The organism is Aquimarina sp. AU119, from assembly GCF_900312735.1.
GTDB classification, from domain to species: Bacteria; Bacteroidota; Bacteroidia; order Flavobacteriales; family Flavobacteriaceae; genus Aquimarina; species Aquimarina algiphila.
The window spans coordinates 223,733-249,668 of sequence record NZ_OMPF01000014.1 but is presented as its reverse complement, the minus strand read 5'-3'; the positions used below and the strand labels follow the sequence as shown (position 1 = coordinate 249,668).

Annotated in this window: 23 protein-coding genes; 16 read left to right on the top strand and 7 right to left on the bottom strand. The window is 32.8% G+C overall.

The genetic code is table 11. The features are described from left to right. Positions 1 to 46 precede the first annotated feature (46 nt). Positions 47 to 805, bottom strand: coding sequence for an SDR family NAD(P)-dependent oxidoreductase (locus DK442_RS12000; protein ID WP_109436123.1), 759 nt, complete (start codon positions 803 to 805; stop codon positions 47 to 49). A gap of 252 nt (positions 806 to 1,057) precedes the next feature. Between DK442_RS12000 and DK442_RS11995 the strand changes: the two genes are divergently transcribed. The 9 genes from DK442_RS11995 (at position 1,058) to DK442_RS11955 (ending at position 10,745) form a co-directional block, all read left to right on the top strand. Next, entirely contained in the window at positions 1,058 to 2,059 is a 1,002-nt protein-coding gene (locus DK442_RS11995; protein ID WP_109436122.1) for a MoxR family ATPase, read from the top strand. Between the two features lie 69 nt (positions 2,060 to 2,128). After that, positions 2,129 to 2,995, top strand: a complete 867-nt coding sequence (locus DK442_RS11990; RefSeq protein WP_109436121.1) for a DUF58 domain-containing protein — start codon at positions 2,129 to 2,131, stop codon at positions 2,993 to 2,995. A 44-nt stretch (positions 2,996 to 3,039) separates the two neighbouring features. Then, positions 3,040 to 4,704: an LPXTG cell wall anchor domain-containing protein gene (locus DK442_RS11985; protein WP_160114146.1), complete on the top strand. Its 1,665-nt coding sequence runs from the start codon at positions 3,040 to 3,042 to the stop codon at positions 4,702 to 4,704. Positions 4,705 to 4,706: 2 nt separating this feature from the next. After that, the gene (locus DK442_RS11980) at positions 4,707 to 5,711 is read left to right on the top strand and encodes a VWA domain-containing protein (protein WP_109436119.1); all 1,005 of its coding nucleotides are present in this window, start codon (positions 4,707 to 4,709) and stop codon (positions 5,709 to 5,711) included. Between the two features lie 88 nt (positions 5,712 to 5,799). Beyond that, positions 5,800 to 6,834 carry a VWA domain-containing protein gene (locus DK442_RS11975; RefSeq protein WP_109436118.1) on the top strand — a complete coding sequence of 345 codons (1,035 nt, stop codon included), beginning with the start codon at positions 5,800 to 5,802 and terminating at the stop codon, positions 6,832 to 6,834. Positions 6,835 to 6,840: 6 nt separating this feature from the next. Then, positions 6,841 to 7,743 (top strand): tetratricopeptide repeat protein, encoded by a 903-nt coding sequence (locus DK442_RS11970; protein ID WP_109436117.1) that lies wholly within the window; start codon positions 6,841 to 6,843, stop codon positions 7,741 to 7,743. Positions 7,744 to 7,788: 45 nt separating this feature from the next. Then, positions 7,789 to 9,558 (top strand): BatD family protein, encoded by a 1,770-nt coding sequence (locus DK442_RS11965; protein WP_109436116.1) that lies wholly within the window; start codon positions 7,789 to 7,791, stop codon positions 9,556 to 9,558. 12 nt (positions 9,559 to 9,570) lie between these two features. Then, positions 9,571 to 10,320, top strand: coding sequence for a tetratricopeptide repeat protein (locus tag DK442_RS11960; protein WP_109436446.1), 750 nt, complete (start codon positions 9,571 to 9,573; stop codon positions 10,318 to 10,320). Positions 10,321 to 10,442: 122 nt separating this feature from the next. Further along, a complete protein-coding gene (locus DK442_RS11955; protein WP_109436115.1) occupies positions 10,443 to 10,745 on the top strand; it encodes a DUF1330 domain-containing protein in 303 nt (100 codons plus the stop codon). A 50-nt stretch (positions 10,746 to 10,795) separates the two neighbouring features. Here the strand turns inward: DK442_RS11955 and DK442_RS11950 are convergent, their stop codons facing one another. Further along, positions 10,796 to 11,197 carry a hypothetical protein gene (locus DK442_RS11950; protein ID WP_109436114.1) on the bottom strand — a complete coding sequence of 134 codons (402 nt, stop codon included), beginning with the start codon at positions 11,195 to 11,197 and terminating at the stop codon, positions 10,796 to 10,798. A gap of 96 nt (positions 11,198 to 11,293) precedes the next feature. Further along, positions 11,294 to 13,918, bottom strand: a complete 2,625-nt coding sequence (locus DK442_RS11945; RefSeq protein ID WP_109436113.1) for a glycoside hydrolase family 2 protein — start codon at positions 13,916 to 13,918, stop codon at positions 11,294 to 11,296. 285 nt (positions 13,919 to 14,203) lie between these two features. Between DK442_RS11945 and DK442_RS11940 the strand changes: the two genes are divergently transcribed. From DK442_RS11940 to DK442_RS11925, 4 genes are all read left to right on the top strand, one after another. Further along, positions 14,204 to 14,527: a hypothetical protein gene (locus DK442_RS11940; RefSeq protein WP_109436112.1), complete on the top strand. Its 324-nt coding sequence runs from the start codon at positions 14,204 to 14,206 to the stop codon at positions 14,525 to 14,527. Positions 14,528 to 14,676: 149 nt separating this feature from the next. Beyond that, positions 14,677 to 16,257, top strand: coding sequence for a SulP family inorganic anion transporter (locus tag DK442_RS11935; protein WP_109436445.1), 1,581 nt, complete (start codon positions 14,677 to 14,679; stop codon positions 16,255 to 16,257). Between the two features lie 28 nt (positions 16,258 to 16,285). Continuing rightward, positions 16,286 to 16,912 (top strand): carbonic anhydrase family protein, encoded by a 627-nt coding sequence (locus DK442_RS11930; protein WP_109436111.1) that lies wholly within the window; start codon positions 16,286 to 16,288, stop codon positions 16,910 to 16,912. 116 nt (positions 16,913 to 17,028) lie between these two features. Continuing rightward, positions 17,029 to 18,894, top strand: a complete 1,866-nt coding sequence (locus tag DK442_RS11925) for a SulP family inorganic anion transporter (RefSeq protein WP_109436110.1) — start codon at positions 17,029 to 17,031, stop codon at positions 18,892 to 18,894. An 18-nt stretch (positions 18,895 to 18,912) separates the two neighbouring features. Here DK442_RS11925 and DK442_RS11920 read toward each other — a convergent pair whose 3' ends face one another. Then, positions 18,913 to 19,419, bottom strand: coding sequence for a CvpA family protein (locus DK442_RS11920; protein ID WP_109436109.1), 507 nt, complete (start codon positions 19,417 to 19,419; stop codon positions 18,913 to 18,915). Between the two features lie 170 nt (positions 19,420 to 19,589). On the opposite strand from DK442_RS11920, the gene DK442_RS11915 reads away from it, so the two are divergent. Both DK442_RS11915 and DK442_RS11910 read left to right on the top strand, forming a co-directional pair. Beyond that, positions 19,590 to 19,841 (top strand): hypothetical protein, encoded by a 252-nt coding sequence (locus tag DK442_RS11915; RefSeq protein ID WP_109436444.1) that lies wholly within the window; start codon positions 19,590 to 19,592, stop codon positions 19,839 to 19,841. Further along, complete coding sequence (locus DK442_RS11910) at positions 19,838 to 20,110, top strand: hypothetical protein (RefSeq protein ID WP_109436108.1); 273 nt, start codon at positions 19,838 to 19,840, stop codon at positions 20,108 to 20,110. The genes DK442_RS11915 and DK442_RS11910 overlap by 4 nt, the downstream gene beginning before the upstream one ends. Before the next feature lie 14 nt (positions 20,111 to 20,124). Here DK442_RS11910 and DK442_RS11905 read toward each other — a convergent pair whose 3' ends face one another. From DK442_RS11905 to DK442_RS11895, 3 genes are all read right to left on the bottom strand, one after another. Beyond that, positions 20,125 to 22,680, bottom strand: a complete 2,556-nt coding sequence (locus tag DK442_RS11905; RefSeq protein ID WP_109436107.1) for a TonB-dependent receptor domain-containing protein — start codon at positions 22,678 to 22,680, stop codon at positions 20,125 to 20,127. Between the two features lie 84 nt (positions 22,681 to 22,764). Further along, entirely contained in the window at positions 22,765 to 23,667 is a 903-nt protein-coding gene (locus DK442_RS11900) for a FecR family protein (protein WP_109436106.1), read from the bottom strand. A 56-nt stretch (positions 23,668 to 23,723) separates the two neighbouring features. Next, on the bottom strand, positions 23,724 to 24,236 hold the full coding sequence (locus DK442_RS11895) for an RNA polymerase sigma factor (protein WP_109436105.1): 513 nt from the start codon (positions 24,234 to 24,236) through the stop codon (positions 23,724 to 23,726). Between the two features lie 74 nt (positions 24,237 to 24,310). Here DK442_RS11895 and DK442_RS11890 point away from each other — a divergent pair, with 74 nt between their 5' ends. Beyond that, positions 24,311 to 25,900 carry a 7TM domain-containing protein gene (locus DK442_RS11890; protein WP_109436104.1) on the top strand — a complete coding sequence of 530 codons (1,590 nt, stop codon included), beginning with the start codon at positions 24,311 to 24,313 and terminating at the stop codon, positions 25,898 to 25,900. The last annotated feature ends 36 nt before the right edge of the window (positions 25,901 to 25,936 follow it).

Genomic DNA, 25,936 nt, shown 5'->3' with positions numbered 1-25,936 from the left:
ACTTAGCCATTTTTATCGGGCTAGCAATGCAATGAGAATAAAGAAATTATAAAGTTTTGTTTACAATCGTGCTGGTTGCCTGTGCCGTTGGGAGAACAATAAGGTCTGCAATATTAACATGATAAGGCCGTGTAACTACAAAAGCAATAATATCGGCAATATCTTCTGGGGTTAATGGATCAAATCCTTTATAAACATTATCGGCTTTTTTGTCGTCTCCTTTAAAACGTACATTACTAAATTCTGTCTCCACTAGTCCGGGATGAACAGCTCCAACTCTAATGCCATGTGTATTAAGATCTATACGCATCCCCTTATTGATGGCATCTACTGCATGTTTACTGGCACAATACACATTTCCGTTTGGGTATACTTCTTTTCCTGCTGTCGACCCAATATTAATAATATGACCAGATTTTTGATTGATCATTTTTGGGATGATAGCTTTAGAAACATATAATAATCCTTTCACGTTTATATCCATCATAGCATCCCAATCCTCAAGTTTTCCGGTTTGTATAGGATCAAGACCATGTGCATTTCCGGCATTATTAATAAGAATATCAATGGAGTCGAATGTTGATGGAAGGCTTTCTATCGCAGAAAAAACTTTTTGTTTATCTCTAATATCAAAACATAATGTATGTACATCAACAGTTTTGCTTAGTTCATTTTGTAATTGATCTAATCGATCCTGTCTTCGACCACAAAGAATAAGATTGATGTTATGTTTTGATAATTCTATAGCGGTAGATTTTCCGATTCCACTAGTAGCTCCTGTAATTAATGCTGTCTTTGCCGGCATGTATTTATTGTTTTAAAATTTGCAACACGACTATGTGTATTTCGTCTTTTTGTAAACTCATCATGAAAATGATGAATATTGGTATGTCCAATTTTTTGCAAAAGAGGTTTAAATATACTGTAAAATTTGTGCTTATTGTGGGTTTTTCGGGGTACATTTAACCAAGAATTAACAGGAGTGCGAAAATTATTTCTACAATTTGCAATGTTGGATTATGAGTATTAAATTCACGCCTTTAAAAAAATAAAATAGATGGAAGAGAATAGTGCTATTGATATTGCTTCAATCAATCAGAAAATAGAAAAAGAATCTGCTTTCGTGGATTTACTAACCTTAGAGATAAACAAGGTAATTGTAGGTCAAAAACATATGGTCGAGCGATTACTAATTGGATTATTGGGTCAGGGACATATCTTATTAGAAGGTGTTCCGGGGTTAGCAAAAACATTAGCAATTAATACCCTGTCAAAAGCTGTTCATGGTAGTTTTAGTCGTATTCAGTTTACACCAGATTTATTGCCGGCAGATGTAACAGGGACTTTAATTTTTAATATGAAAGAGAATGATTTCTCGATCAAAAAAGGACCTATTTTTGCAAACTTCGTATTAGCAGATGAAATTAACCGAGCTCCTGCAAAAGTACAGAGTGCTTTGCTGGAAGCGATGCAGGAGAAACAAGTAACTATTGGTGATGAGACGTTTACCTTGGATAAACCATTTTTGGTAATGGCAACTCAGAACCCGGTAGAACAAGAAGGTACATATCCATTACCAGAAGCACAAGTTGACCGTTTTATGTTAAAAACGGTAATTGATTATCCAAAATTAGACGAAGAACAACTTATTGTCCGAGCAAATCTAAAAGGATCTTTTGAGCAGGTAAATGCAGTAGTTTCGATAGAACAGATTCTTACTGCACAGAAAGCAGTGAGAGAAGTATACATGGATGAAAAAATAGAAAAGTATATCCTTGATATTATTTTTGCTACTCGTTATCCAGAGAAATATGGACTAGAAGAATTAAAACCTTTAATCAACTTTGGAGCTTCTCCTCGTGGTAGTATTAATTTGGCTACTGCAGCAAAATGTTATGCGTTTATAAAACGAAGAGGATATGTAATACCAGAAGATGTACGTGCAATTATTCATGATGTACTTCGTCATCGTATTGGTATTACTTATGAAGCAGAAGCAGAAAATGTAACTTCTGAAGATATCATTAATAAAATTGTAAATGAAATTGAAGTACCATAGAGATTTTGGATTTTAGAATTATGATTTTCGAATCATAAATCACTTTATCATAAATCGTAAATCAAGACAATGGATACCAAGGAGTTATTAAAAAAAGTTCGAAAAATTGAGATCAAGACACGTCGTCTGAGTGATCATATCTTTGGAGGAGAATATCATTCTACCTTCAAAGGGCGAGGTATGACTTTTAGTGAAGTGCGTCAGTATCAATTTGGAGATGATGTTCGTAATATTGATTGGAATGTAACCGCTAGGTATAATGAGCCCTATATAAAGATTTTTGAGGAAGAGCGAGAACTTACAATGATGTTAATGGTAGATGTTTCGGGATCCCAATTGTTTGGTACTCAAGAGCAATTTAAAAAAGGAATTATTACCGAGATTGCAGCTACTTTAGCTTTTTCTGCAACTCAGAATAACGATAAGATTGGCCTGATTTTATTTACAGATGAAATAGAATTATTTATTCCTCCCAAAAAAGGTAGGTCTCATGTATTGCGCATTATTAGAGAATTATTAGAATTCGAACCCAAAAGCAAAAAGACGAATATTACCAATGCACTAAAGTTCTTGTCGAATGTGATGAAGAAAAAGGCGATTGTCTTTATTCTTTCGGATTTTATGACAGAAGATTATCAACAAACATTAAAGATTGTTGGAGGAAAACATGACGTAACAGGAATACGTGTGTATGATAGAAGAGAAGAAGAAATTCCAAACCTAGGAATTGTACAGGTAGAAGATGAAGAAACAGGAGAACTTCTATTAGTGAATACAAGTTCAAAAAAGACGCGTACAAATTATAGTAAATATTATCATGAGAGAGTTGATTATTTTAAAGATAGCTTTACTAGAAGCGGAGCTGGTTCACTAAGCAGTAGAATCGATGAAAGCTATGTAAAAAAATTATTAGGATATTTTAAAAGAAGAGGATAAGGCAGATTTTAAGAATGACGAATTATAAATTAAGAAGTATACATATGAGATTTTCTATTCCGCTTTTTAGTGCGTCACGACCATGGTTGTGTGCGAACAAAAATGAGGTAGGAAAGTTTTTTCTAGTATTTTTCTTCCTGATTATAGGGTTTAAGGGGAGCGCACAGGTTTCAGCAACGATCGATTCTACCACAATAGATATTGGAGACGAGATTCGATATAGAATGCAGGTTGAAGTAGACTCAACTCAAATTGTTGTTTTCCCAGAAGGGCAAACTTTTACACCACTCGAAGTAATCGAATCTCAAAAAATAGATACTTCCAGAAATGGAAAACGATTTAATCTGGTTAAAGAATATGGATTAACTCAATTCGATTCTGGTCACTATACCATACCGAGACAAAAAGTAATGGTAGGAGATCAGGTTTTCTTTACAGACTCTCTTAAAGTAGAAGTTCGGGATGTTTTGGTAGATACAACCAAGCAAAAAATGTACGAAATTAAACCTCTGGTAGATGTAGATGCTAAGTTTACTTTTAATTGGAAGAAATGGCTTTTATGGATCGGTATTCCATTACTTCTATTAGGAGTGATTGCTTTTTTTGTGTTTAGAAGAAAAAAACGTGCAGCAAATAAAGAAGATGAGTTACCGGCCTATGAAAGAGCAATATTGGCACTTCAGAGAATTGATGAGTCTCATTTGTTAGAAAAAGATTCGCATAAAGAATATTATTCGCAGTTAAGTGATACTGCTCGTAAATATATAGATGAAGAAGTGTATGACCATGCAATGGAAAGTACTACCGATGAATTGATAGCTCGACTTGATGAAGAGATTAAATCGGGTAGTCTTAATTTGGACAAAAATACAGTTGAAGACCTTAAGAATGTTTTAAAAACTGCTGATATGGCAAAATTTGCCAAATCCAAACCTGATGTGATTACCGCAAAAGCAGATCGTAATGTTATCGAACAGGTAATTCATAAAACAAAGAGTGCAATACCAGAACCAACAGAAGAGGAGCTATTAGCAGATGAAGAATATAGAAAAGCAGTTGCTGAAAGAAAACGCAAGAAGAAAATTATTTTCGGGAGTTTAGGAGGAGTAGCTGTGGTAGCCATAACACTACTCATTTTTATATTGGTTAAAGGTTATGATGTAGTTAAAGATACATTAGTTGGTCACCCTACAAAAGAATTAGCAGAGAGTGAATGGATTACAAGTGGATACGGTGCTCCTCCCGTTACAATTACAACACCAAAAGTGCTTATTCGTAATGCATATCAAATGTCTGATGAGCAAAAGCAAATTCTTAAAGGAAACGAAACTTTTATATACGGAAGTTTAATAGGAAACTTTTATGTTGTAGTAACTACAATTCAATATAACCAGCCTACAGAAGTAAAATTAGATAAAGTGGTAGAAGGAGTAGTAGGTAGTTTTGAAGCCTTAGGAGCTAAGAACATTTCTGTAAAGGACGAAGAGTATGAGACTTTGGGTGGAGCAAAAGGAGTGAAAGTATTCGGAAGCCTGGAAATAGTAAACCCTGTAACCAAAAAGAAACAAAAAAATGATTATCTGATGTTGAATTTTGCAGAAAATGGAGGATTCCAGCAGATCACTTTGGTATATGATATTGAAGATCGCTATGCAAAAGATGTTGCCGAACGAATTATTAATTCTGTTGAACTTAGAAATGCCAAATAACGATGTTTGAAAATTTTACATTCGAGAATCCACAGTTTTTTTGGTTGTTTTTATTACTTCCGCTGGCAATAGCATGGTATGTTTGGAAACGAAATAAGCAACAGGCAGCGTTAAAAATTTCAAGTATTAAAGGGTTTAAAACTTCAGGAAGTTGGTTGACTAAGCTTAAACCATTGTTATTTGTAATTCGATTAATTGCGTTGTCACTAATCATTACTGCTTTGGCCAGACCCAGAACGGTAGACGTATCTACAAAAACCAAAACAACCAAAGGTATTGATATTGTAATGTCTATTGATGTATCGGCAAGTATGCTTGCAAAAGATCTTAGACCAAACCGATTAGAAGCGCTCAAAGAGGTAGCAGCAGAATTTATAAAAGATAGGCCTAATGATCGTATAGGGTTGGTAGTCTATGCAGGAGAAAGCTTTACTAAAACACCGATTACTAGCGACAAATCCATTGTACTAAGTAGTATGAAAGATGTAAAATATGATAATGTTTTAGAAAATGGTACAGCAATAGGAATGGGGTTAGCAACCTCTGTGAATAGATTAAAAGATAGTAAAGCTAAAAGTAAAGTAATTATTTTACTTACCGATGGTTCTAATAATGCAGGTTTTATAGATCCTAAAATTGCTTCAGAATTAGCAGTAGAATATGGAATAAAAACTTATACGATTGGTATTGGTACCAATGGGATGGCTCTTGCACCGGTTGCAATGTTACCCAATGGATCTTTTCAATATGGGAGAGTACAGGTAGAAATTGATGAAGATTTATTAAAAGAAATTGCCAAGGCTACAGGAGGTAAATATTTTAGAGCAACAAATAACAAAAAGTTAGAACAGATTTACGAAGAAATTGATAAATTAGAAAAGACAGATATAGAAGAGTTCAAATTTTATAATTATGAAGAAAAATTTAGGTCGCTTGTTTTGCTGGCTGGGTTTCTGATTTTTATAGAGTTTTTACTTCGATATACAGTGTTTAGAAGTTTTATCTAATGTTTGGTCATATTAAACTTTCGCACTGAGTTTGTTGAAGGGTTGTTGAAGTGTACTTGTTTTAAAGTGCAGATTTAGTATAAAGAATATGTATTTATTAGAAGAGAAAATATATTTATGGTTATTACTGGGTGTTCCGGTACTAATTATTTTGTTTTTAGGTGTTTTAGTGTGGAAAAAAACAACACAGAAAAGGTTTGCAGATTTAGCATTGCTTAAAAAACTAAGTCCAAATCAATCTACTTTCAAGTCTGTTTTAAAAATAATAGTGATTAGTCTAGCTTTGGTATGTATGATTATTGCTTTAGTCAATCCAAAGGTAGGTACCAAATTAGAAACAGTAAAAAGGGAAGGAGTGGATGTTGTTTTTGCACTGGATGTGTCAAAAAGTATGTTAGCAGAGGATATTGCTCCTAACAGGTTAGAGAAATCAAAACAATTGGTAACTCAGATTATTAATAATTTGGCGAGTGATCGTATCGGTATTATTGCGTATGCTGCAAGTGCATTTCCTCAATTACCAATTACAACAGATTATGCTGCTGGTAAGATGTTTTTACAATCGATGAATACCGATATGCTTTCTTCTCAGGGAACTGCTATTTATGAAGCGATAGAGTTAGCAAAGACGTATTATAACGACGAAGAACAAACCAATAGAGTGCTGTTTATTGTAAGTGATGGGGAAGATCATCAGGGTAATGTAAAAGTTATAGCAGAAGAAGCAGCCAAAGAAGGTATTAAGATTTTCACCATTGGTGTGGGATCTGAAAAAGGAGGACCAATTCCTATAAAACGGAATAGTATTGTGCAAAGCTATAAGAAAAATAGTGAAGGAGCTACTGTGATAACCAAGCTAAATAAAACAACATTGCAAGAAATTGCTAATGAGGCAAATGGTGTATATATTGAGGGTAGAAATACAAAGCAAGTTGTAGAAGAGGTGACCGAAATTCTTCAAAACATGGACAAAAAAGAATTCGAAGCCAAACAATTTGCAGATTTTAAAGATCAATTTCAGTGGTTTCTGGGAGCAGGGTTGTTATTATTGTTTTTAGATATTTTCTTATTAGAAAGAAAGACATCTTGGGTTAAAAAATTAAATCTGTTCAACGAACAATAGTGAGTTATGAAGAAGGTTTTAAGTATTATATTATGTTTTCAGTTTGGGATAATTTTTTCTCAGGAAGAAAACCGTGAAAAAACTATTAATGAAGCAAATCAGTTTATTGCTACGGGTAATAAAGTGTTGGTAAATGATGGTAATTTTCCTGAAGCAGAAGGAGAGTATAGAAAAGCCATTGCTAAAAACCCAGTAGATCCTACTGCAAAGTATAATCTGGCAAATGCATATTATACTTCTGAAAAATATGATGAAGCGACTGTACGTTATACAGAAGCGGCGAAGGTGGCAACGGCCAAATCAGAGAAGCACAAAGCATTCCATAATCAGGGGAACACCTATATGGAGCAGAAAAAATATAAAGAAGCAGTAGAAGCGTATAAAAATGCACTGAGAAGCAATCCAAAAGATGATGAAACTAGATATAATCTTGCGTTAGCAAAGAAAATGTTGGAACAGCAACAGAAAGAAGACGAGAAGAATAAGGACAAAGATAAAGATAAAGACAAAGACAAGAAGGACGATAATAAAGATAAAAAAGAAGGAGACGATAAAAAGGACGAGAAAGGTGATGAAGGAGAAAAGGACAAAGATGAAAAGGGAGATCCTAAGGATGACAAAAAGGATAAAGGTGATAAAGGTGATGAGGAAAAAGAAAATGAAGGTGATAAAGAGAAAGATGAAAAAGGTGAACCTAAGGATGATAAAAAGGATAAGGGAGAAGATCAAAAAGATGAGCAAGGAAAACCAAAGGATGAGCAAGCACAACCACGCCCTCAAGGACAGTTATCACCAGAACGTGTTAAGAGCTTGCTAGAAGCCATGAATAATCAGGAAAAGAAGGTGCAGGACAAGATCAATGCCAAGAAAGTAAAAGGAGCAAAGACCAGAACAGATAAAGATTGGTAAAAATATAGAAAAGGCCTTTTTGGCCAGAGAAGAAACAAGTAAAAAATGAAGTTAAAACTAATTTTTCTAACGCTATTTCTAAGCACAATGCATCTTGCTTTGGGCCAGGTAAAATTTGAGGCGAAAGTAAGCAAGAAAAAGTTGGGTGTAAATGAAAGGTTACGAGTGGATTTTGAAATGAATAAAGATGGAGATAATTTTACACCTCCTTCTTTTTCTGGTTTTACAGTGGTGGGTGGACCTAATCAATCAATTAGTAATTCTTGGATTAATGGTAAAAGATCATATGCCAAAACGTTTAGTTATTTTCTTGAACCTACGCGTAGAGGGAGCTTTACTATAAAGCAGGCAACTATAGAAATAGATGGGCAAACGTATAAAACCTTGCCCTTAAAAATTGAGGTAACTGGTGCGGTAGATAAACCCAAAGACGGTAATGACACAGACTTTGTTGCCAGTGAGAATTTACATCTTATTGCAGAGGTGTCTAAAGCAAATCCATATCTTAACGAGGCAATAACAGTGGTATATAAACTATATGTTAGTCCAAGAATTAGTGTGAGTAACTGGAGAGAGTTAGATAGCCCAAAGTATAGTGATTTTTGGAGTCAAGCTATTGATATGAAACAGCTTAAAATCGAAAACGGAGAATATAAGGGAGAACCATATCGATATGTAATCCTGCGTAAAACAGTATTATATCCTCAAAAGACAGGTAAATTAAACATAGAACCTCTTACTTTAACAGTTTCTGTAGATGTACCAACAAAGAGAAGAGATATTTTTGGAGGTAGATTGTATACCACAGTGAATAAAACTGTTGCAGCAGGAAATAGAACAATTAATGTAAAATCATTACCAACACAAGGAAAACCAGATGATTTTTCTGGAGCAGTTGGATCATTTAACTTTAAGGTAACAACGAATAAAAAAGAATTAGATGCTACAGAATCATTAGATGCTAAAGTATCGGTTTCAGGAAATGGGAATCTAAAGCTTTTTGATTTGCCAAAACTTAATGTACCTAATGGATTAGAACAATATGAACCTCAGCATAATGAAAGAGTTCGTACCAATCTAACTGGGATGGCAGGTGATATATCAGATACCTATACTTTGGTACCTCAGTATAAAGGTAAATATCCGATACCTTCAATTTCATTTTCTTATTTCGATCTTAAAACAGAAACCTATAAACGAATTTCATCAGATGAAATCGTAATTAGTGTAAAAAATGGCCCTGATGGAGGAAATACTGTGGTTACTTCTGAATCAGAAGGTAGCACAAATAAAAAACTTGTAACCCAAACAGGAAGCCAGTTTAGATTTCTAAAATTAAATGCAAACCTTCAACCTATTAAAAAAGAATACTTTTTTAAATCTACCGCGTACTGGTTATCATTAACTGCTCCATTATTAGCTATTCCTTTATTTCTTTTCTTTGGAAAAAAGAGACAAGAAAGACTAAGTGATGTAAGCGGAAACAGGGTTCGTAAAGCAGATAAACTGGCTCGTAAATACCTTTCAGAAGCTAGAAAGAATTTGGGGAATCAAAAGGAGTTTTATATTGCTATGGAACGGGCATTACATAACTATCTAAAAGCAAAATTACATATACAGACCAGTGAAATGAGTAAAGAACGTATACAACGATTGCTCAAAGAACGTGGTGTAGAAGATACCATTACTATAGAATTTATTGCATTACTGGAAAGTTGTGAGTTTGCTAGATATACGCCATCCTCTACCTCGGCAATGCAACAAGATTATGATAAGGCTTCTAGAGTAATTGCAACCATAGATAAACAATTATAAACAGGCATGAAGATGAAAAGGATAGTCGAAATACTAATTTTTTTAATCATTACATCTGGGCTTGCTCAGGATGAAGAGGCCTTTCAGAGAGGTAACTCACTATATAATCAAGAGAAGTATCAAGAGGCAATCGATGCGTATAAAACAATTTTGGATACTGGTCAGGAATCAGCCTCTCTATATTATAATCTGGGTAATGCCCATTATAAATTAAGTAATATTGGGTTTAGTATTTTTTATTATGAAAAAGCACTAAAATTAAAGCCTAATGATGATGATATTAAGAACAATCTTGCGTTTGCGCAAAAAGCAACCATAGATGCTATAGATATAATTCCTGAGGGTTTTATTTCGAAAATAATTAAGAAGTTTACTAATATGTTTAGCTTCGATCGATGGGCATGGTTTTCTGTAATTTGCGTTGTCTTGTTTGTAATTTTATTTATCTTGTACTATACTACTCATATATCTTCCAAAAAACGATTATTCTTTGCGAGTTCGTGGTTATTGTTAGTCTTTAGTCTATTTGCAGTCTTTTTTGCCTTTAAACAGTATAATTTTAATAAAAACAATCAATTTGCCATTATTTTTGCTCAGGAAACTACGATCAAAAGTGAACCAAATTTAAGAAGTGAGGAAGTTTTTGAGCTTCACGAAGGAACCAAGGTACAGGTCACCGAGACAGTGAATGATTGGAAAAAAATTAAACTGGCCGATGGAAAAATCGGATGGATACCTGCAACAGATTTAAAAGAATTATAAAGACCCTTCAAAACCCTTATACTTGCTCTAGATAAAAATAAATTACTATTTTGTTATAGTGTGCTTGCTAGTTGGTGTGCTTCTGTATTCAACTAAGGAAAAGATTTAAACCGACTTAAAATATGATTTATTTGACAATGATGATTTTTGTAAAAGACGGAAAAGAAGAGGTTTTTCATCAATTTGAAGAGTTAGCAATCCCGTTATTGAAGGATTATAAAGGGAAATTAATTTATCGACTTAGGCCGACTAAAGAATCTTTTATTTCTCACGAAGATGAATTACCATATGAAATTCATTTCTTGTCATTTGAATCTGAATCTGACTTTGTAAATTTTGCCAAAGATGAACGAAGAAAAGATTTTTTACACCTTAAAGAAGAATCCATTCGATCAAGTTTTCTCATTAAAGGGATGAAAGTATAATTACATTAGCTGTTTTTATGGAAAGCACTATTAGTAAATCAGTTTAGAATCTAAAAACAACTTAATATTTCTAATACCTGAATAACACTTCCAACTACTATTTCGGTTGTTGAAAATTGATAGGCTGTGTTTTGACTACCCGAAGTCAACATGATAGAAGCTGCAGGATTTAGACATGCTACATTAGTATCGAACCCTACTAAGATGTTAGATGTTATTTGCTGACTTAATACGGGAGGAAAGTAGTCATCATGGTGCATATAAAAACCTGTTGATGAACCAAAAGTATAATTGGTAGCATTATAATGGTTAGCATTAACAAAATTCGTAAAGTTTTTGCTTTGGTAAACGTTGTTTTTGAAATTTCCAAAACCATTATTGGTATTAGTGTTTTGAGCAATACTAGATAAAAAACTAAAGAAAGCAAAAACACAAATAAGCATAGTCTTCATAATATATTTCTTTTTCCTAAAACAGATGAAGCTAAAAATACCCTACTAAAAAAAATAAAAAAGAACTATGGGTTATTAATTTAAATAAAATAGTCGTTAGTGGTTCGCTATATTATTATCATGGTTTATTCTTTTATAACTATCGATCAGCGTCATTACTTTAAAGGTATTTTTAAAAGACTCAAGAGTTTCTAGATCACTTTTCTTAATATGTATCCTCTTCTCGGTATTGGGAAGCATATCAAAATAATTATCAGAGAAGTTGGCATTAGAATCCGAAGAAAGAAAAACATCTTTTGCTATTTTTTGGGTTTTGAGCAGTACTTTAAAATGGTCCTTGTCTTCAGTAATAGAATAACTTAGATTAGGATCTGGAAAATCAAGTGATTTATAAGGAGATAGATATAATGTGTTTTCAGATAAAATATGCTCATTAACTAATAATTCGGTATGCAATACCACATTGTTATGAGATGCTTCTTTTAGAAAATCATTTTTTAATATTGTCAGATATTTTTTAGATTGATTTTCATCAATAGTAAGCTGTTTCTTCCATTCTTTGATTTGATTCCCGTCAAAATCCAGTAAACGTATATTCAATAGTGCAGGAACACTTTTTAAGGAGTCAGAAACAACAAATACATTTATAGTATCTTTTTTATTTTCATAGCTAATTAATATGTTTTGGAAAGATTTTTTGGCAGTATAATGCAATGCTTTCCATTTTCCGTAGTAATCGATACTTGACCATGATGCTACTGGCCAACAGTCATTAATTTGCCAGTAAAGACTTCCCATGCATCGATCTCTGTTTCTTCTATGCGCTTCGATTCCCACTTTTATCCCATGAGCTTGTAATAGTTGACTAACATATAAGAAACTTGCAAAATCTTTGGGTTTCTTATAATGTCTAAGCATATATTCTTCTATAGTTTCATTTCCGATACTTGATCTTTGATGAGATTTCATCACGTCAGAATACACATCATGATCTTCTGGAAGTGTATACTTTTCTACTGTTGTTAATTCGGGAAAGGATTGAAAACCATATTCAGACATAAAACGAGGAACCGCAGTATTATAATTATCAAAAGGTTCCTTACCCCACCAAACTTTCCAATAATGCGCATCTCCTTTTTCAAAAGATTCTTTTTCTCCAAAATCACTACCGGGAGAAGATGGCCAATATGCGCGATTGTTATCATACATATTAACTACTTCTGGAAGAACATTATGAAATATATCATCATATGCTTTCCAAATGGTATCAGCAACTTCTTTTGATTGTTCTTCAATTACTTTATTTTTCCAACCCCAGTTTTCCCAGGCAGAAAGAATTTCATTATTTCCACACCATAACGCTATAGAAGTATGATTCCTTAGTCTTTTTACATTGTCTATGGCTTCCTGTTTAACATTGTCTAAAAAAGATGAATCTCCAGGAAACATTGCACAAGCAAACATAAAATCTTGCCAAACCAAGAGTCCCATTTCGTCACATAATTCATAGAATTCATCGTTTTCATAAATACCACCTCCCCATACGCGTAACATATTCATATTCGCTTCTTTGGCTGATGATAAAATATGGATGTAATTTTCTTTTTTGGCTCTGGTTAAAAATACATCTTGAGGGATGTAATTAGCGCCTTTCATAAATACAGGATGACCGTTTACTTTAAAATAAAAGGAAGAACCTACGGCGTCAGGCTCACGAACCAATTCAATAGTCCTTAATCCAATCTTATGTGATTTTGTATCTATATAAGAACCGGCGGTTATTTTTACTTCTACATCATATAAAACTTGTGCTCCCATCCCGTTAGGCCACCACAATTTTGGGTTTTCTATTTCAAAAGGAATTTCAAGATTATTTTTTCCATTAGCGATTTGAGTGTCAACGATTTTTATAAGTTCTTGGTTTACAAAAATTTCAACTTTAGTTTTTTTGTTTTCGAGATCTGCATCTACTTCAATTTTGGCAGTTAACATTGCTTTTTCATCGATACTATTTTGTTGTATAAACAAATCTTCGATTTTATGATGGTTCCAACTTTTTAGCTTTATTGGTTTCCATATACCTGAAGTCACTAGGCGTGGACCCCAATCCCATCCAAAGTGATAACCTGCCTTTCGAGTAAATATACTTACTTGTTTTTCATCTTCGACCTTTCCTATTTTTGACAAATCATTATCTGATACTGGGATTTTATAGGGTAAAGCATCATATTTTTTAATTCCTTTTTTTATAGGAGAATCGAAAAGAATATGTAGTTTATTATCTCCAATTTTTAATAGTGATTTTACATCTTTAGTATATGTTCTAAACATATTATCTGTTTGGAGTAATAAAGAATCATTAAGATATATTTTGCTATATGTATCAAGACCTAAAAACTCTAATTCTATATGTTGTTTATCAAGATCGTTTTTAGAAAGTTTAAAATTGCTTTGATATTCCCAATTTTCTTTATCTATCCATTGTAGATTGTGCTCGTTTAATCGGTAATAGGGATCTTCTATTTTACCAAGAGTGATAAGGTCAGTATGCACTGTCCCAGGAACACTGGCAGTATTCCATTGAGTATCGGTGGATGATTTGAAATTCCAATTTTTATTTAATTCAATTACAGAAACAGAAGAATCGATTCCGCATCCCCATACAGAAATTAATATCATAGTAAAGAGTATTACTCTTGAGTTTAGCGTATATTTTTTCATATAGCGAGTTTCATATAATCTGTTGTGCGCAAAAAGATACTTATAATTATGGCTTAATACTATTTTGTAATTAGTTTTCTATTCATTCCTTTTTGGTTTGATTTCTAAAACCATAATCAACTACAAAAATACATTTGTTTTGTAACGAGAATCATATGATTTATTTATACATTCCTTTTTCTCTATTTTGTGCGATAGAGTTCTAGATTTGTTAAATAATTTTACAATTCATTTAACAACTTTTGAAAGTAATACTGTTATTTTAGTATTTTAAAATTTTGTATAGTGACAACTAAACTTCAAATAGCTAAAATTTTAATTGTTTTTGGTTTTCTTTTAAGTATGACCAATTACAGTGTTGGATTATTCAATTTCTACACTTGTGAAGATAAAACTTCTGTAGTGCTTGAAGAGAGTGATAATTCAGAACAAAAAGAGAAGGAAAGCTCTGAGAAGGATGATCACAAAGAAAAAGACAAAATTTCGCAGTTTTATGATGATAAAGAAGCTACTTTGGTAGATTTATTTATAAAACAATATCCAGAGTTTTATATTTTGAATTCTTTGGTATATCTAGAACATAAGACACCGCCACCTAAATATTCATAGCAATTTACGATAACTTATATGTTTAAAATCGAGCTTTTCGATTATTAGGGATACGTCTTTTCAGTTTTAAATGACATCAAATCAATTTTACTCAAGTTTTTTTTAATCATTTTGATTAACAAGAGCAATTAATTTATATAAATATGAACATTTTTAAGAATTTAAAAAATGATCTACCAGCAAGTATTGTAGTATTTTTTGTAGCGTTACCATTATGTTTGGGTATTGCGTTAGCTAGTGGAGCTCCTCTTTTTTCTGGTTTGATAGCCGGAATCATTGGAGGGATTGTTGTGGGAGCCTTAAGTGGTTCCAAAATAGGTGTTAGTGGACCTGCTGCTGGATTGGCAGCGATTGTACTTGCATCAATAGGTGAATTAGGTGGATATGAAAACTTTTTAGTGGCTGTCGTATTGGGAGGGATAATACAATTGGTATTTGGGTTATTAAGAGCAGGGATTATTGGATATTACTTTCCTTCTTCGGTAATTAAAGGAATGCTTACTGGTATTGGTATTATTATAATCTTAAAGCAAATTCCTCATTTTTTTGGTTATGATTCTGATCCCGAAGGAGATTTCTCATTTTTCCAGATAGATGGTGAGAATACATTTTCAGAAATAATTAATTCTTTTAACTTTATTAGTCCAGGTGCTACATTAGTAGCTGCCTTAGGTTTAGGGATACTCATATTATGGGATAAAGTGTTAGTCAAAAAAGCCAGGATTTTTCAATTGGTACAAGGACCATTGGTTGCAGTAGCCGTAGGTATTATTTTTTATGTTTTAACTAAAGATAGTTCTGGTCTGGGAATCTCTTCAAATCATTTGGTTAGTGTTCCAATACCCGAAGATGTATCGTCATTTTTGGGTCAATTTAGCTTTCCTAACTTTGAAGTGATTTTTCAGCCAAACATTTGGATTACTGCATTTACCATAGCTTTAGTGGCAAGTTTAGAAACATTATTGTGCGTTGAGGCTACCGATAAGCTTGATCCGGATAAAAATGTGACACCTACCAATAGAGAATTACTGGCACAAGGAACTGGAAACATTATTTCAGGAATGATAGGAGGATTACCTATTACTCAGGTAATTGTTCGTAGTTCTGCAAATATTCAATCCGGGGGAAAATCTAAAATGTCTGCAATCATTCATGGGTTTTTATTACTCATTTCAGTAATTTTAATACCTAGGTTGCTTAATATGATTCCTCTTTCGGTTTTGGCTTCTGTATTACTTGTTGTAGGATATAAATTGGCAAAGCCGTCATTGTTTAAAAAGATGTTTGCACTGGGCTGGAAGCAATTTTTACCTTTTACTGTTACTGTAATAGGGATTGTATTTACAGATCTTTTGATGGGAATTGGACTTGGATTAATGGTTGGAATTGTAGTAATTTTAATTAAAAGTTATCAAAATTCCCATTTCTTGCACATTGAAGATAAGAGTAATGGAAAACATAAAATTGTTATGACTCTAGCAGAAGAGGTTACTTTTTTTAATAAAGGAGCAATCTTAAAAGAACTGGATCAATTACCAGAAGACACTTATCTTACTCTTGATGTAAGGAAAACAAGATATTTGGATAATGATATTATTGAAATTTTGGAGGATTTTTCTGAAAAAGCAAAGAATAAAAATATTGATATAAAGCTAATTTCTGAGCGAGGTACTGTTGAAAACCCTGATAGTTATATCCAGTTTTTTAACCTTAGGCCAAAATCAGTTTAAATCAAATCAAACGTAAATTTTTATATTCATGAAAGCATATACTAAAGAAACACAAGCAATGGTAACTCCAAAAGGAGCGATAGAATTGCTTAAAGAAGGAAACTTAAGATTTCAGAAAAAAATGAAATCTGACCGAGACTTGTTAGAACAAGTAGCAGACACCAAAAGTGGTCAGTTTCCATTTGCCACAATTTTAAGCTGTATTGATTCCAGAGTATCTTCAGAATTAATTTTTGATCAAGGGATTGGAGATATTTTTAGCGCAAGAGTTGCAGGAAATTTTGTAAATGAGGATATTTTGGGGAGTATGGAATTTGCCTGTAAATTAGCAGGAACCAAATTAGTGTTGGTTTTGGGGCATACTGCATGTGGAGCTGTAAAAGGAGCTTGTGATGATGCAAAACTAGGTAATCTAACTGCACTAATCAGTAAAATTAAACCAGCAGTTAAAGCAGTTGTAGAACCAGAAGATACTTCATTAAGAACATCTAAGAATATTGATTTTGTAAATGAAGTAGCAGTAAAAAATGTTCATATGACTATTGACAATATTAGAAAAGAAAGCGAAGTGCTTCGAGACATGGAAGATAATGGAGAAATATTAATCGTAGGTGGAATGTATGATATAAGCAACGGAAAAGTCACCTTTTTCTAAGAACAACAAATCTTAAAGTTTTATCAAAAAAAGTCAATGCTTTATGCATTGACTTTTTTTATATTTGTTTTGATAGTTTTACTATTATTATAAGGACAAAGAGTAAAAAGGAATATATGAAAGGATTTTTTAGCAATTTTAAAGGAGATGCTTTTGGGGGATTAACAGCTGGAATAGTGGCTTTACCATTAGCACTAGCATTTGGGGTATCTTCTGGATTAGGTCCTAGTGCGGGTTTATATGGGGCAATTTTTATTAGTTTTTTTGCCTCACTTTTTGGAGGAACAAATACTCAGATTTCTGGTCCGACAGCGCCAATGACAGCAGTAAGTATGTTGGTTATTGCTGGTATAATAGGTGCTAATGATGGAAATGTTGAAAAAGCATTACCAGCGATTCTTACTATATTTTTGATGGTAGGAATAATTCAGATCGGTCTAGGAGCAATAGGAATAGGAAAATATATCAGATATATACCTTATCCAGTGGTCTCGGGTTTTATGACCGCTATTGGAGTTATGATATTAATTACACAACTTTTACCTGCTTTTGGTTATTATCCAAAAGAAGATGAGGCTTTTGTAAATCAATTCAAACCACAGGCAGAAGAGGTGATTTTGAATAAAATTCTAAAAGATGAAGCAGGAGAAGGTATTCTTGTGCTTGAGGATTTTAAAGAAACGATTAAAAGAGCAGAGAATATATCACATGATGAAATTTATCTTGAAGCTGTGACTCTTGCAGGCAACGCTGCCTCAGGAGTTATGGGAGCTATAAAGAGTTTGCCGAATGCATTGTCTAATATTAATTATTTAGAGCTTATTCTTTGTCTGGTTACTATTGTTATTATCTATGGTTTTAAACGCATTACCACCGCAATACCTAGTACATTGGTTGCCTTGGTTATAGTTTCTGGAGTAGCCTATGGTTTTGGATTAAAATATAGACCAATAGAAGAGATACCTAGCGGATTTCCAATACCTAATCTATCTATATTTTCAGAATTTAGCTTATCATCCGTAACGCCATATATCTTTACAGCCTTATCTCTTGCTTTTTTAGGGGCAATTGATTCTTTGTTGACTTCTGTGATAGCAGATAATATGACTAAAACCAAGCATAAGCCAAATAAAGAATTAATTGGACAAGGGATTGGGAACAGTATTGCTGCAATTTTTGGCGGAATACCGGGAGCAGGAGCTACAATTAGAACCGTGGTAAATATTAATGCAGGTGGAAAAACAAAATTATCAGGAATGATAGCAGGTGTTTTACTACTGATAGTTTTACTGGCTCTTGGGCCAGTTGCATCTCAGATTCCGGCAGCAGTTTTGGCAGGAATTCTAATTACTGTGGGTATTGGAGTGATGGATTATAAAGGACTTAAAGCCATGCCGCACATGCCAAAGATTGAAGTGGCTATTATGATCATTGTTTTAGTTTTATCGGTTTTTTGGAATTTAGTTTATGCTGTAGGTATAGGCTTGGTCATTGCTTCCTTAATGTTTATGAAAAAAATGGGAGATGTTACTGCAAGTAAATCCAAAGTAGAATCTCTTGAGGGTCTGGAAGGTAATAATTTGAAAGAGAGCGTATGGAAAGATGAGATTAATATACCCAAGCAACTTAAAGAAAATATATTTATTAAACATCTTAATGGCCCTGTGTTTTTTGGATCTACAAGTGAACTTCAGCAACTAGCAATGCAAATCCCAGAAACAGCAAAATATGTAATTTTAAGAATGGATAGAGTTCCTTATATGGATCAATCCGGGGTGTATACTTTAGAAGAGATTATTTTTGGTCTGGAACAAAAAGGAGTTAAAACTCATATTGTTGGTATCCAGCAACAACCATTATATCTCGCCAAAAATATTGATATAGTACCAGATTTAATACCTGAAGATCGTGTATTCAAAGATTTTGACTCCTGTATTGCCTATTTAAACAATGCAATTGAAGAAGATTCTACAAGTTCTTAAGACCTAATACAGATCGTATTAACTTTCTTGAGAATTGTTATTGGTGTTTTTTAAAATACTAGGCAATACCATAGGAGCTAGTTTACGAACTGGTTTATATAAATATGAGGAGTTGATTGTTTCTTCCTTGATAATGGTGATGTTCCTGTTGATAGCATCAATAAATATAATAATGACGCTTGAAATAAAAGCCATTTTTAAAACTCCAAATGCCGCTCCTAGTATCTTATTCAAAATCCCTAATGCTGCATAGTCAGCAATTTTGGTTAAAATTTTCCCAGCAAGGGAAACGAGTATAACAACCAGAATAAAAGTGAGGGCAAAAGCCACAAGTTTCATAGCACCTTCTTGCCAATCTACATATTGACCAAGATACCCACCAATAATATGAGAAAAATGAACTGCAATATATATTCCAACAATAAGAGCAACCAAAGAGGCTAAAGAAGCAAATAAGCCTTTACTAAGACCTTTTATTAATCCCCATAATAAAAGAATCCCCAAAATGATATCAATGTAATTCATTAATCAGTGATTATAATGTCAAATATAATTCATTTATACCCATATCCGAAGATCTGATATGTATTTGCCGTTTTATAAAGAGATGCCATCAATATAGAGTAGCATAGTTCTATATTGTAAAATTAAATATTATTGTATATATTTAGCATATAATATATATGATATATACTATGAGAAAAATTATAGATATAGATGAGCAAATAATCCCTAAACTCAAGCTAATAGCGGCAATAGAGGATTCTAGTGTTAAGAAAGTTATGGAGGACGCTATACTGTGGTATATCGAACAAAAGGAAAAAGAACAAATTGAAGCAATGTCTTTAGATCAAAAAGAAGACCTTGGACTGTTACTTTTAATGCAAAAAGCTAATTCATCTATTACAATAAGTGAGGAGGAATTATTTACATCTGATAAAACATGAAGCTAAAAATTTCAGAACAATTTGCTAAAGACTTTAAATTGGTAAAAGATGTTTCTCTTCAAGAAAAAGTAAAAAATGTCTTAGAGATGCTAAAATCAGCCAAAAACAAGGATCACGTGTCTCAGCTTAGAAAAATACATGGTAATGATAATGCCTATAAAATGGGTATAGGGTTTTATTTTCTAATTGCTATCATGTCCTCAGAACAAGAAATAATACTTATGAGGTTATTACATAAAGATGTGTTAACACAAGTACTTGATAGATAACTAATACATCGTTTTTAAAAAGATACTCTAAAAACAAGATTAGGAGTTATACCCAAGGACTCTTGTCGAAGTTGATCTAATTCTATTTCTCCTGTACTCGGATTGTCATCTAATCGATAACTTATTGAAATAGGAATTTGTCTATTATATACATTTCGTATTGAAGCTCCAAATTGACCTTTCCAATTCCCGGTCTTACTAAGATTGAATCTATAAATAGCAGAGATATCTAATCTATGGTATTCTTTTAACCGTTCTGCGTTAGCTGCTCCAAATTCAATTTCTTCATTTACAAGGTCTGCATCGGTAAAAGGAGCTCCAGACCTCCATAACCAACCTGCCGAAAGTTCCCAATTATTAATTTCAAATGTATTAGAGATTCTAAAATTATGTGTGATATCATTGTTGCCCGGAAAAGAAGCTTCCTGTATTTCAGGAAAGGTAAATTCAATATCATTAAAGGTATAACCCAACCAGATTCTATAGTTTTTGATCTTCTTTTTTAGAAGTACATCCACTCCAAAAATAGCGCTTTTCCCAACAGATAAATCATTATTAATGGTATTAAAACCATTAGTTACAGATGTAAGGCCATCTATGTTTTTGTAATATCCATCGATCTCAAAATTCCAATCATTTTTAGAAAATAAAACCCCTCCAGAGAATTGAGTGCTTTCTAATACAGGGACTTCATCGTTGGCATGTATCCATAGATTATTCTCCAAACGAAGTTGTGTGTCTTCAAATTCTACTAATTGACTAATCGGTTGATATCTAAGTTCTCCTGTTGCTTTTATTCTTAGAAAATCTGTAATAGGATATTCTATGTTTACTCGGGGCTCTATATAGAATTTATCTAATACAGAATAATGAGATGTTCTTACTCCCAAATTAATAAAACCCTTATTCTCTGGAGAGAATTTATAATTTGCATACATAGAATTTGCCTTATTTTGTACTCTATCAGATTCATTTATTGGGTTTTCAAATTCACTTTCTCTTGTAACCACATAAAACACTTCATTATCAGAAAATTGATAACCAAGCGTTAGTGAATTTTTTGTATTAAGATCATATGTGATATTAAGATCTAGCCCAATATCTTCGACTGTGTTTTTTCTAATAGATTGTTCTTCGATGATTTGTTCTTGCTGTTCAGAAAATTGATAATCAGAATCGAATTTAGAAAAATAAGCTTTTAGGCTGTGATGAAAACGACCTTTGTTAGTGCCAACCCAAGAAAAGCTAGCTCCTTCGTTTGTGATCTCCAGATCATCAGTGATAAGATCTTCATCATCATTAATTTCAAACTTGAGATCATTATTTGTATACAGACTACTCACCATAATTTTGTCATTTTTGCCAGCATCAATAATGAGTTTTGCAGTAGCATCATAAAAGAAAAAATCATTTTCTCCGATGTCTTCTTCATCTTCTTCATCCTCTTCATCTCCCGGAGATACTTGGTTTACTCCTTGTACTATCTTTGTATTTTGAAACACTTTTTCTGAAAGTGCAGTATAGGTCGGTGTTTCTAAGAAATCTGTATAAGACCTCCTGCCAGAGACGATCAATCCTATCCTGTTGGATACAGGGATTTTCATAAAGGCATCTGCGTGAGTGCCATTAATACCAGCGCCACCATTAAATTTTTCGGGTACGTTCTGATCACTAGAGATATCAATTACTCCAGAAACTCTATCGCCATATTTTGGATCTGCTCCTCCTTTAAAGATTTTCACATTTTTAACAACATTAGGGTTAAACGCAGAAATCATTCCAAATAAATGGCCTGTATTATACATTTTAATATCATCCCAAAGAATAAGATTCTGATCAGACGAACCTCCACGTATTTGTATTCCGGATGCGGATTCGTCGGGACTATTTATCCCGGGAATCAATTGAATGCTTTGTAAAATATCAGGCTCACTTTGACCTGGGAGAATACCAAGTTCTTCATTTAAAATTCCCAAGGATCCATCAATTTTTTTATCGATTCCTTTGGTTATATATTCTACAATGAGAACTTCTTCTAATGAAGTGCTTTCTGCAAAAAGAGGTATTCTAGGACAACTGGATGCTTTAAAAGAAGAAGCATTCATTGTTTTATTTTTATATCCAACATATTGTATAGAGATCGTGTCATCAAGGTCTATATTTCCAAGTTGAAAGAACCCGTCGTCATTTGCTATGGTTCCTGTTTTACTACTTTCTATAATTATTGATGCATAAGATAGAGGCTCGTTAGTCGTTTCATCAAAGAGATATCCGCACACCTCTACTTTATTATTAGGTGCACTAACGATTACTTGTCGGTCTGATATTTTTTTAAAATTAAGATTAGTAAGTACTTTTAGTGTAGTTAAAATTTCGTCTATTGGCGTGTTATTAATAGCAAGAGTGATTATTTTATTTTTCACGGTTTCGTTACTAAAAGAAAAAATAAGTCCATACGATTCTGATATTTCTTTGAGTACATCTTGTAAAGGCGCTTCTTTATAATCTTTGGTCACTTGTGCTTGAAGAGAGTAAACACAAAAAAAGAATAGTAGCAGCGTTTTTTTCATAGTACGGTTTTTAGTTTTAGTATGATTCTAAAACGTAAAGATTATTAAATGATTTTGTGTGTTTGGTTACTATATGATTAATAATTATAGGGGAGAAAGCGATACAGTATTTCCATTTACAACATAATTAATACCCATAGGAACTAATACAGATTCGAGTGCAATATTGAGATCATCATAATTAAATCCTCCTGTAAACAATTGGTTTTGATCAATTTTGTCCCGTCTAAAAGTGATATTGTATTGTATTTCTAACTCATCAAGAACATCTTTTAGCGGAATGCTGTTAAAAACACTTTCCCTGTTTTTCCATAAGGGTTCAGAATCATTAATCACCTTATCTATAAGTTTTTTATTTTGTAAGGAGACTCCTTGACCTTTTTCCAATATTTTTTGCTGATTATCTTGAGTTGCAACTCTTACTTTTCCTTCATAACAGCCAACTTCAAATTCATTTGATCTACCTTTTACATTAAATTGAGTTCCTAATACTTCGACTTTTCCTATTGACGTTGAGACAGCAAAATTTGTTCCAGAAGTTACTTTAAAATAAGCTTCACCTTGTAAAAAGACTTCTCTGTTTTTTGACCAGAAAAACCGTTGATGAGTTAGTGTAGAAGCAGCATTTAGATCAACAGAACTTCCATCGGGTAATGTTATAGCTAATTGTTTTCCGGGATCTGTTGAATAGGTTACTTTATTAAAGAAAATCCCAATAATTAATACTATCGAAGCCGCCGCCGAAATAGCGTACACAATTGGTTTTAGATGTATTAACTTTGCCTTTTTAGGCTGATAAATCTTACCTAGCGTAGTTGCTAACGAACGCTGAGTATCAAATGAAGGTGTATGAAAATATTCGAGCCCTTCAATGATTTTTTCATAATCGTCGTATTCGGGAAGTTTTTTTAACTCCTCGAGTTCTTCAGCATTGAGATCATTATTCAACCACTTTGCTAGATATGTATTTTCATTTTCATTAAGCATATTTTCTATCTCCTATAACAAAAAAACAGGTGAGTTTTAAATTACCCTACTTAGCTTTATATATTTTTTACCAACTTTCTTAATTCTTTTAATGCATTATGCATTCTCTTTTCTACAGCTTTAACTGAAATATCAAGCATATCAGCTATTTCATTATATGTTTTTTTATTGATACGATTTAATAGAAAAACTTCTCGCTGACCATCAGAAAGACCACCAATAGCATTTTGAAGTTTATCCATAAACTCTTTTTCTTCCATTACAAAATCAGGGGATTCTACATTTCGATTACTTCGGGGAATTTTTGAGTATTCTAACCTAACTTTTTTATGCGCAACTTGATTAAGAAATAAATTGTTTGCTACCGTACATAAGAAACCTTTTGCTTTTTCGAAGATTACTTTTTTACAGTTATGCCAGAGTTTTATAAAGGCTTCTTGCATGAGATCTTCTGCTTGATCTCTATCTCCACATTTATAGTAGGCAAAATTTCTAATATCCTCTGCATGTGTTTCAAATAGTTTGGTGAAAACAGGTTGTTCACAAACAGATTTAGAGAATTGCACCATATAAAAAGAATTTTTTTTCGATTCGAGGTAGGGTGAAATCAATTCTACCTGTTATTACCCAAAAATAACTGATTATGAATTCCAAAACAAATCTTACAATCGCATTAATTATAATTATAGCAATTGCTATAACTTCAATTGGCTTTAAAATAAACCCCATTCTTGATCATTATGATAATTTTAACCCAGAGAAAGTCTACACCATAAAATATAGATTCTTTTTTAAATCCTCAGATAGAGAGACGTCATTAAAAACATACTTGCCAAGGAGCAATTCTAGACAAAGAATTTCTGAAGAAAAAATAAAAAATGATACGGCACTTTTTTTTAGTAAGAAAGAGGAGGAGCATAAAAACATAAGGGCTATCTGGAAAACTAAAAATAAAGACACCTATAATTCGGTAGATTATGAATTTACTTTTGCAGGAAAAGCTAAAGGGTTTAAGGTTCCTCAAAAATTTGATTTGGTTTCAGAAAAACATGTGAATCATATCATAGAATATTTAAACCCAACAACCAATATTCAATCTGGGGATGAAATTATTAGAACACTGGCAACTCGGTTAAGTCAAAATGTTAAAAACGATAGAGAAGTTATTAAAAATATTTTTGATTATGTATATGGGATCCCTTCTGCTCCCATTATTACGTTAACCGATGCTATAACCACTATAGAACAGAACAGAGCTTCTTGTAATGGGAAGAGTAGATTGTTCGTGGCACTAAGTAGAAGCCTGGGGTATCCCGCTAGAGTCAAAGGAGGAATTATCGTTGAAAATGCGGATAAAAGAACATCACATGCCTGGGCAGAAGTATTCATTAATGAAAATTGGGTTCCTTTTGATGCTTTAAACAATCATTTTGCATATCTGCCAGCAAATTATTTAGAATTGTATCATGGAGATAAATCATTAATTACACATACTCCGGGGATTCAGTTTGATTATACTTATGAAATTAAAGAAGTAAATCATGTATCGTTTTTAAAAATGAATTCTGAAGAACTTAATAATTTACCAGGATTTTCACTTTGGACATTGGTAGATAAAAAAGTGATTCCTATGGGATCTCTAAGATTATTATTGCTATTGCCTATAGGAGGATTATTAGTAGCTTTTCTAAGAAATATAGTTGGACTGAAGACCTTTGGAGTATTCTTACCAGTATTAATAGCATTTTCGTTACTACATACCGGTTATGTTTCTGGGATTGCAATTTTTGTAGGTCTCATTATGTTTATTGGATTAATATCCTATCCTTTTGATAAATTAGGACTGTTATATACACCAAAACTGGTTATATCATTAACGATAATGGTGTCTGTAATCCTTATTGCTACTCATTTTGGAATAAAGAATGATATAGATTGGTTAACAAAACTTACGTTTTTTCCTATCATCATTCTTACAATCGCCACAGAACGTTTTTCTCGTTCTACTCTAGAAGATGGATACATAAAAGCAATAGATAAATTATTCCAAACATTAATTGCTACTTCAATTTCTTACCTGATTCTCTCATTGTCATGGTTACCCTCTATCTTGATTTTATTTCCAGAGATTGTTCTTATAATTATTGGATCAGCAACATTTTTAGGCAGATATATTGGAATAAGATGGGTAGAATTAGTAAGATTCAGGCCTCTTTTGGAGCCCGAAAAATAAAAATCAACTTTTTGGTAGGGTAAATATAAAGTAGCC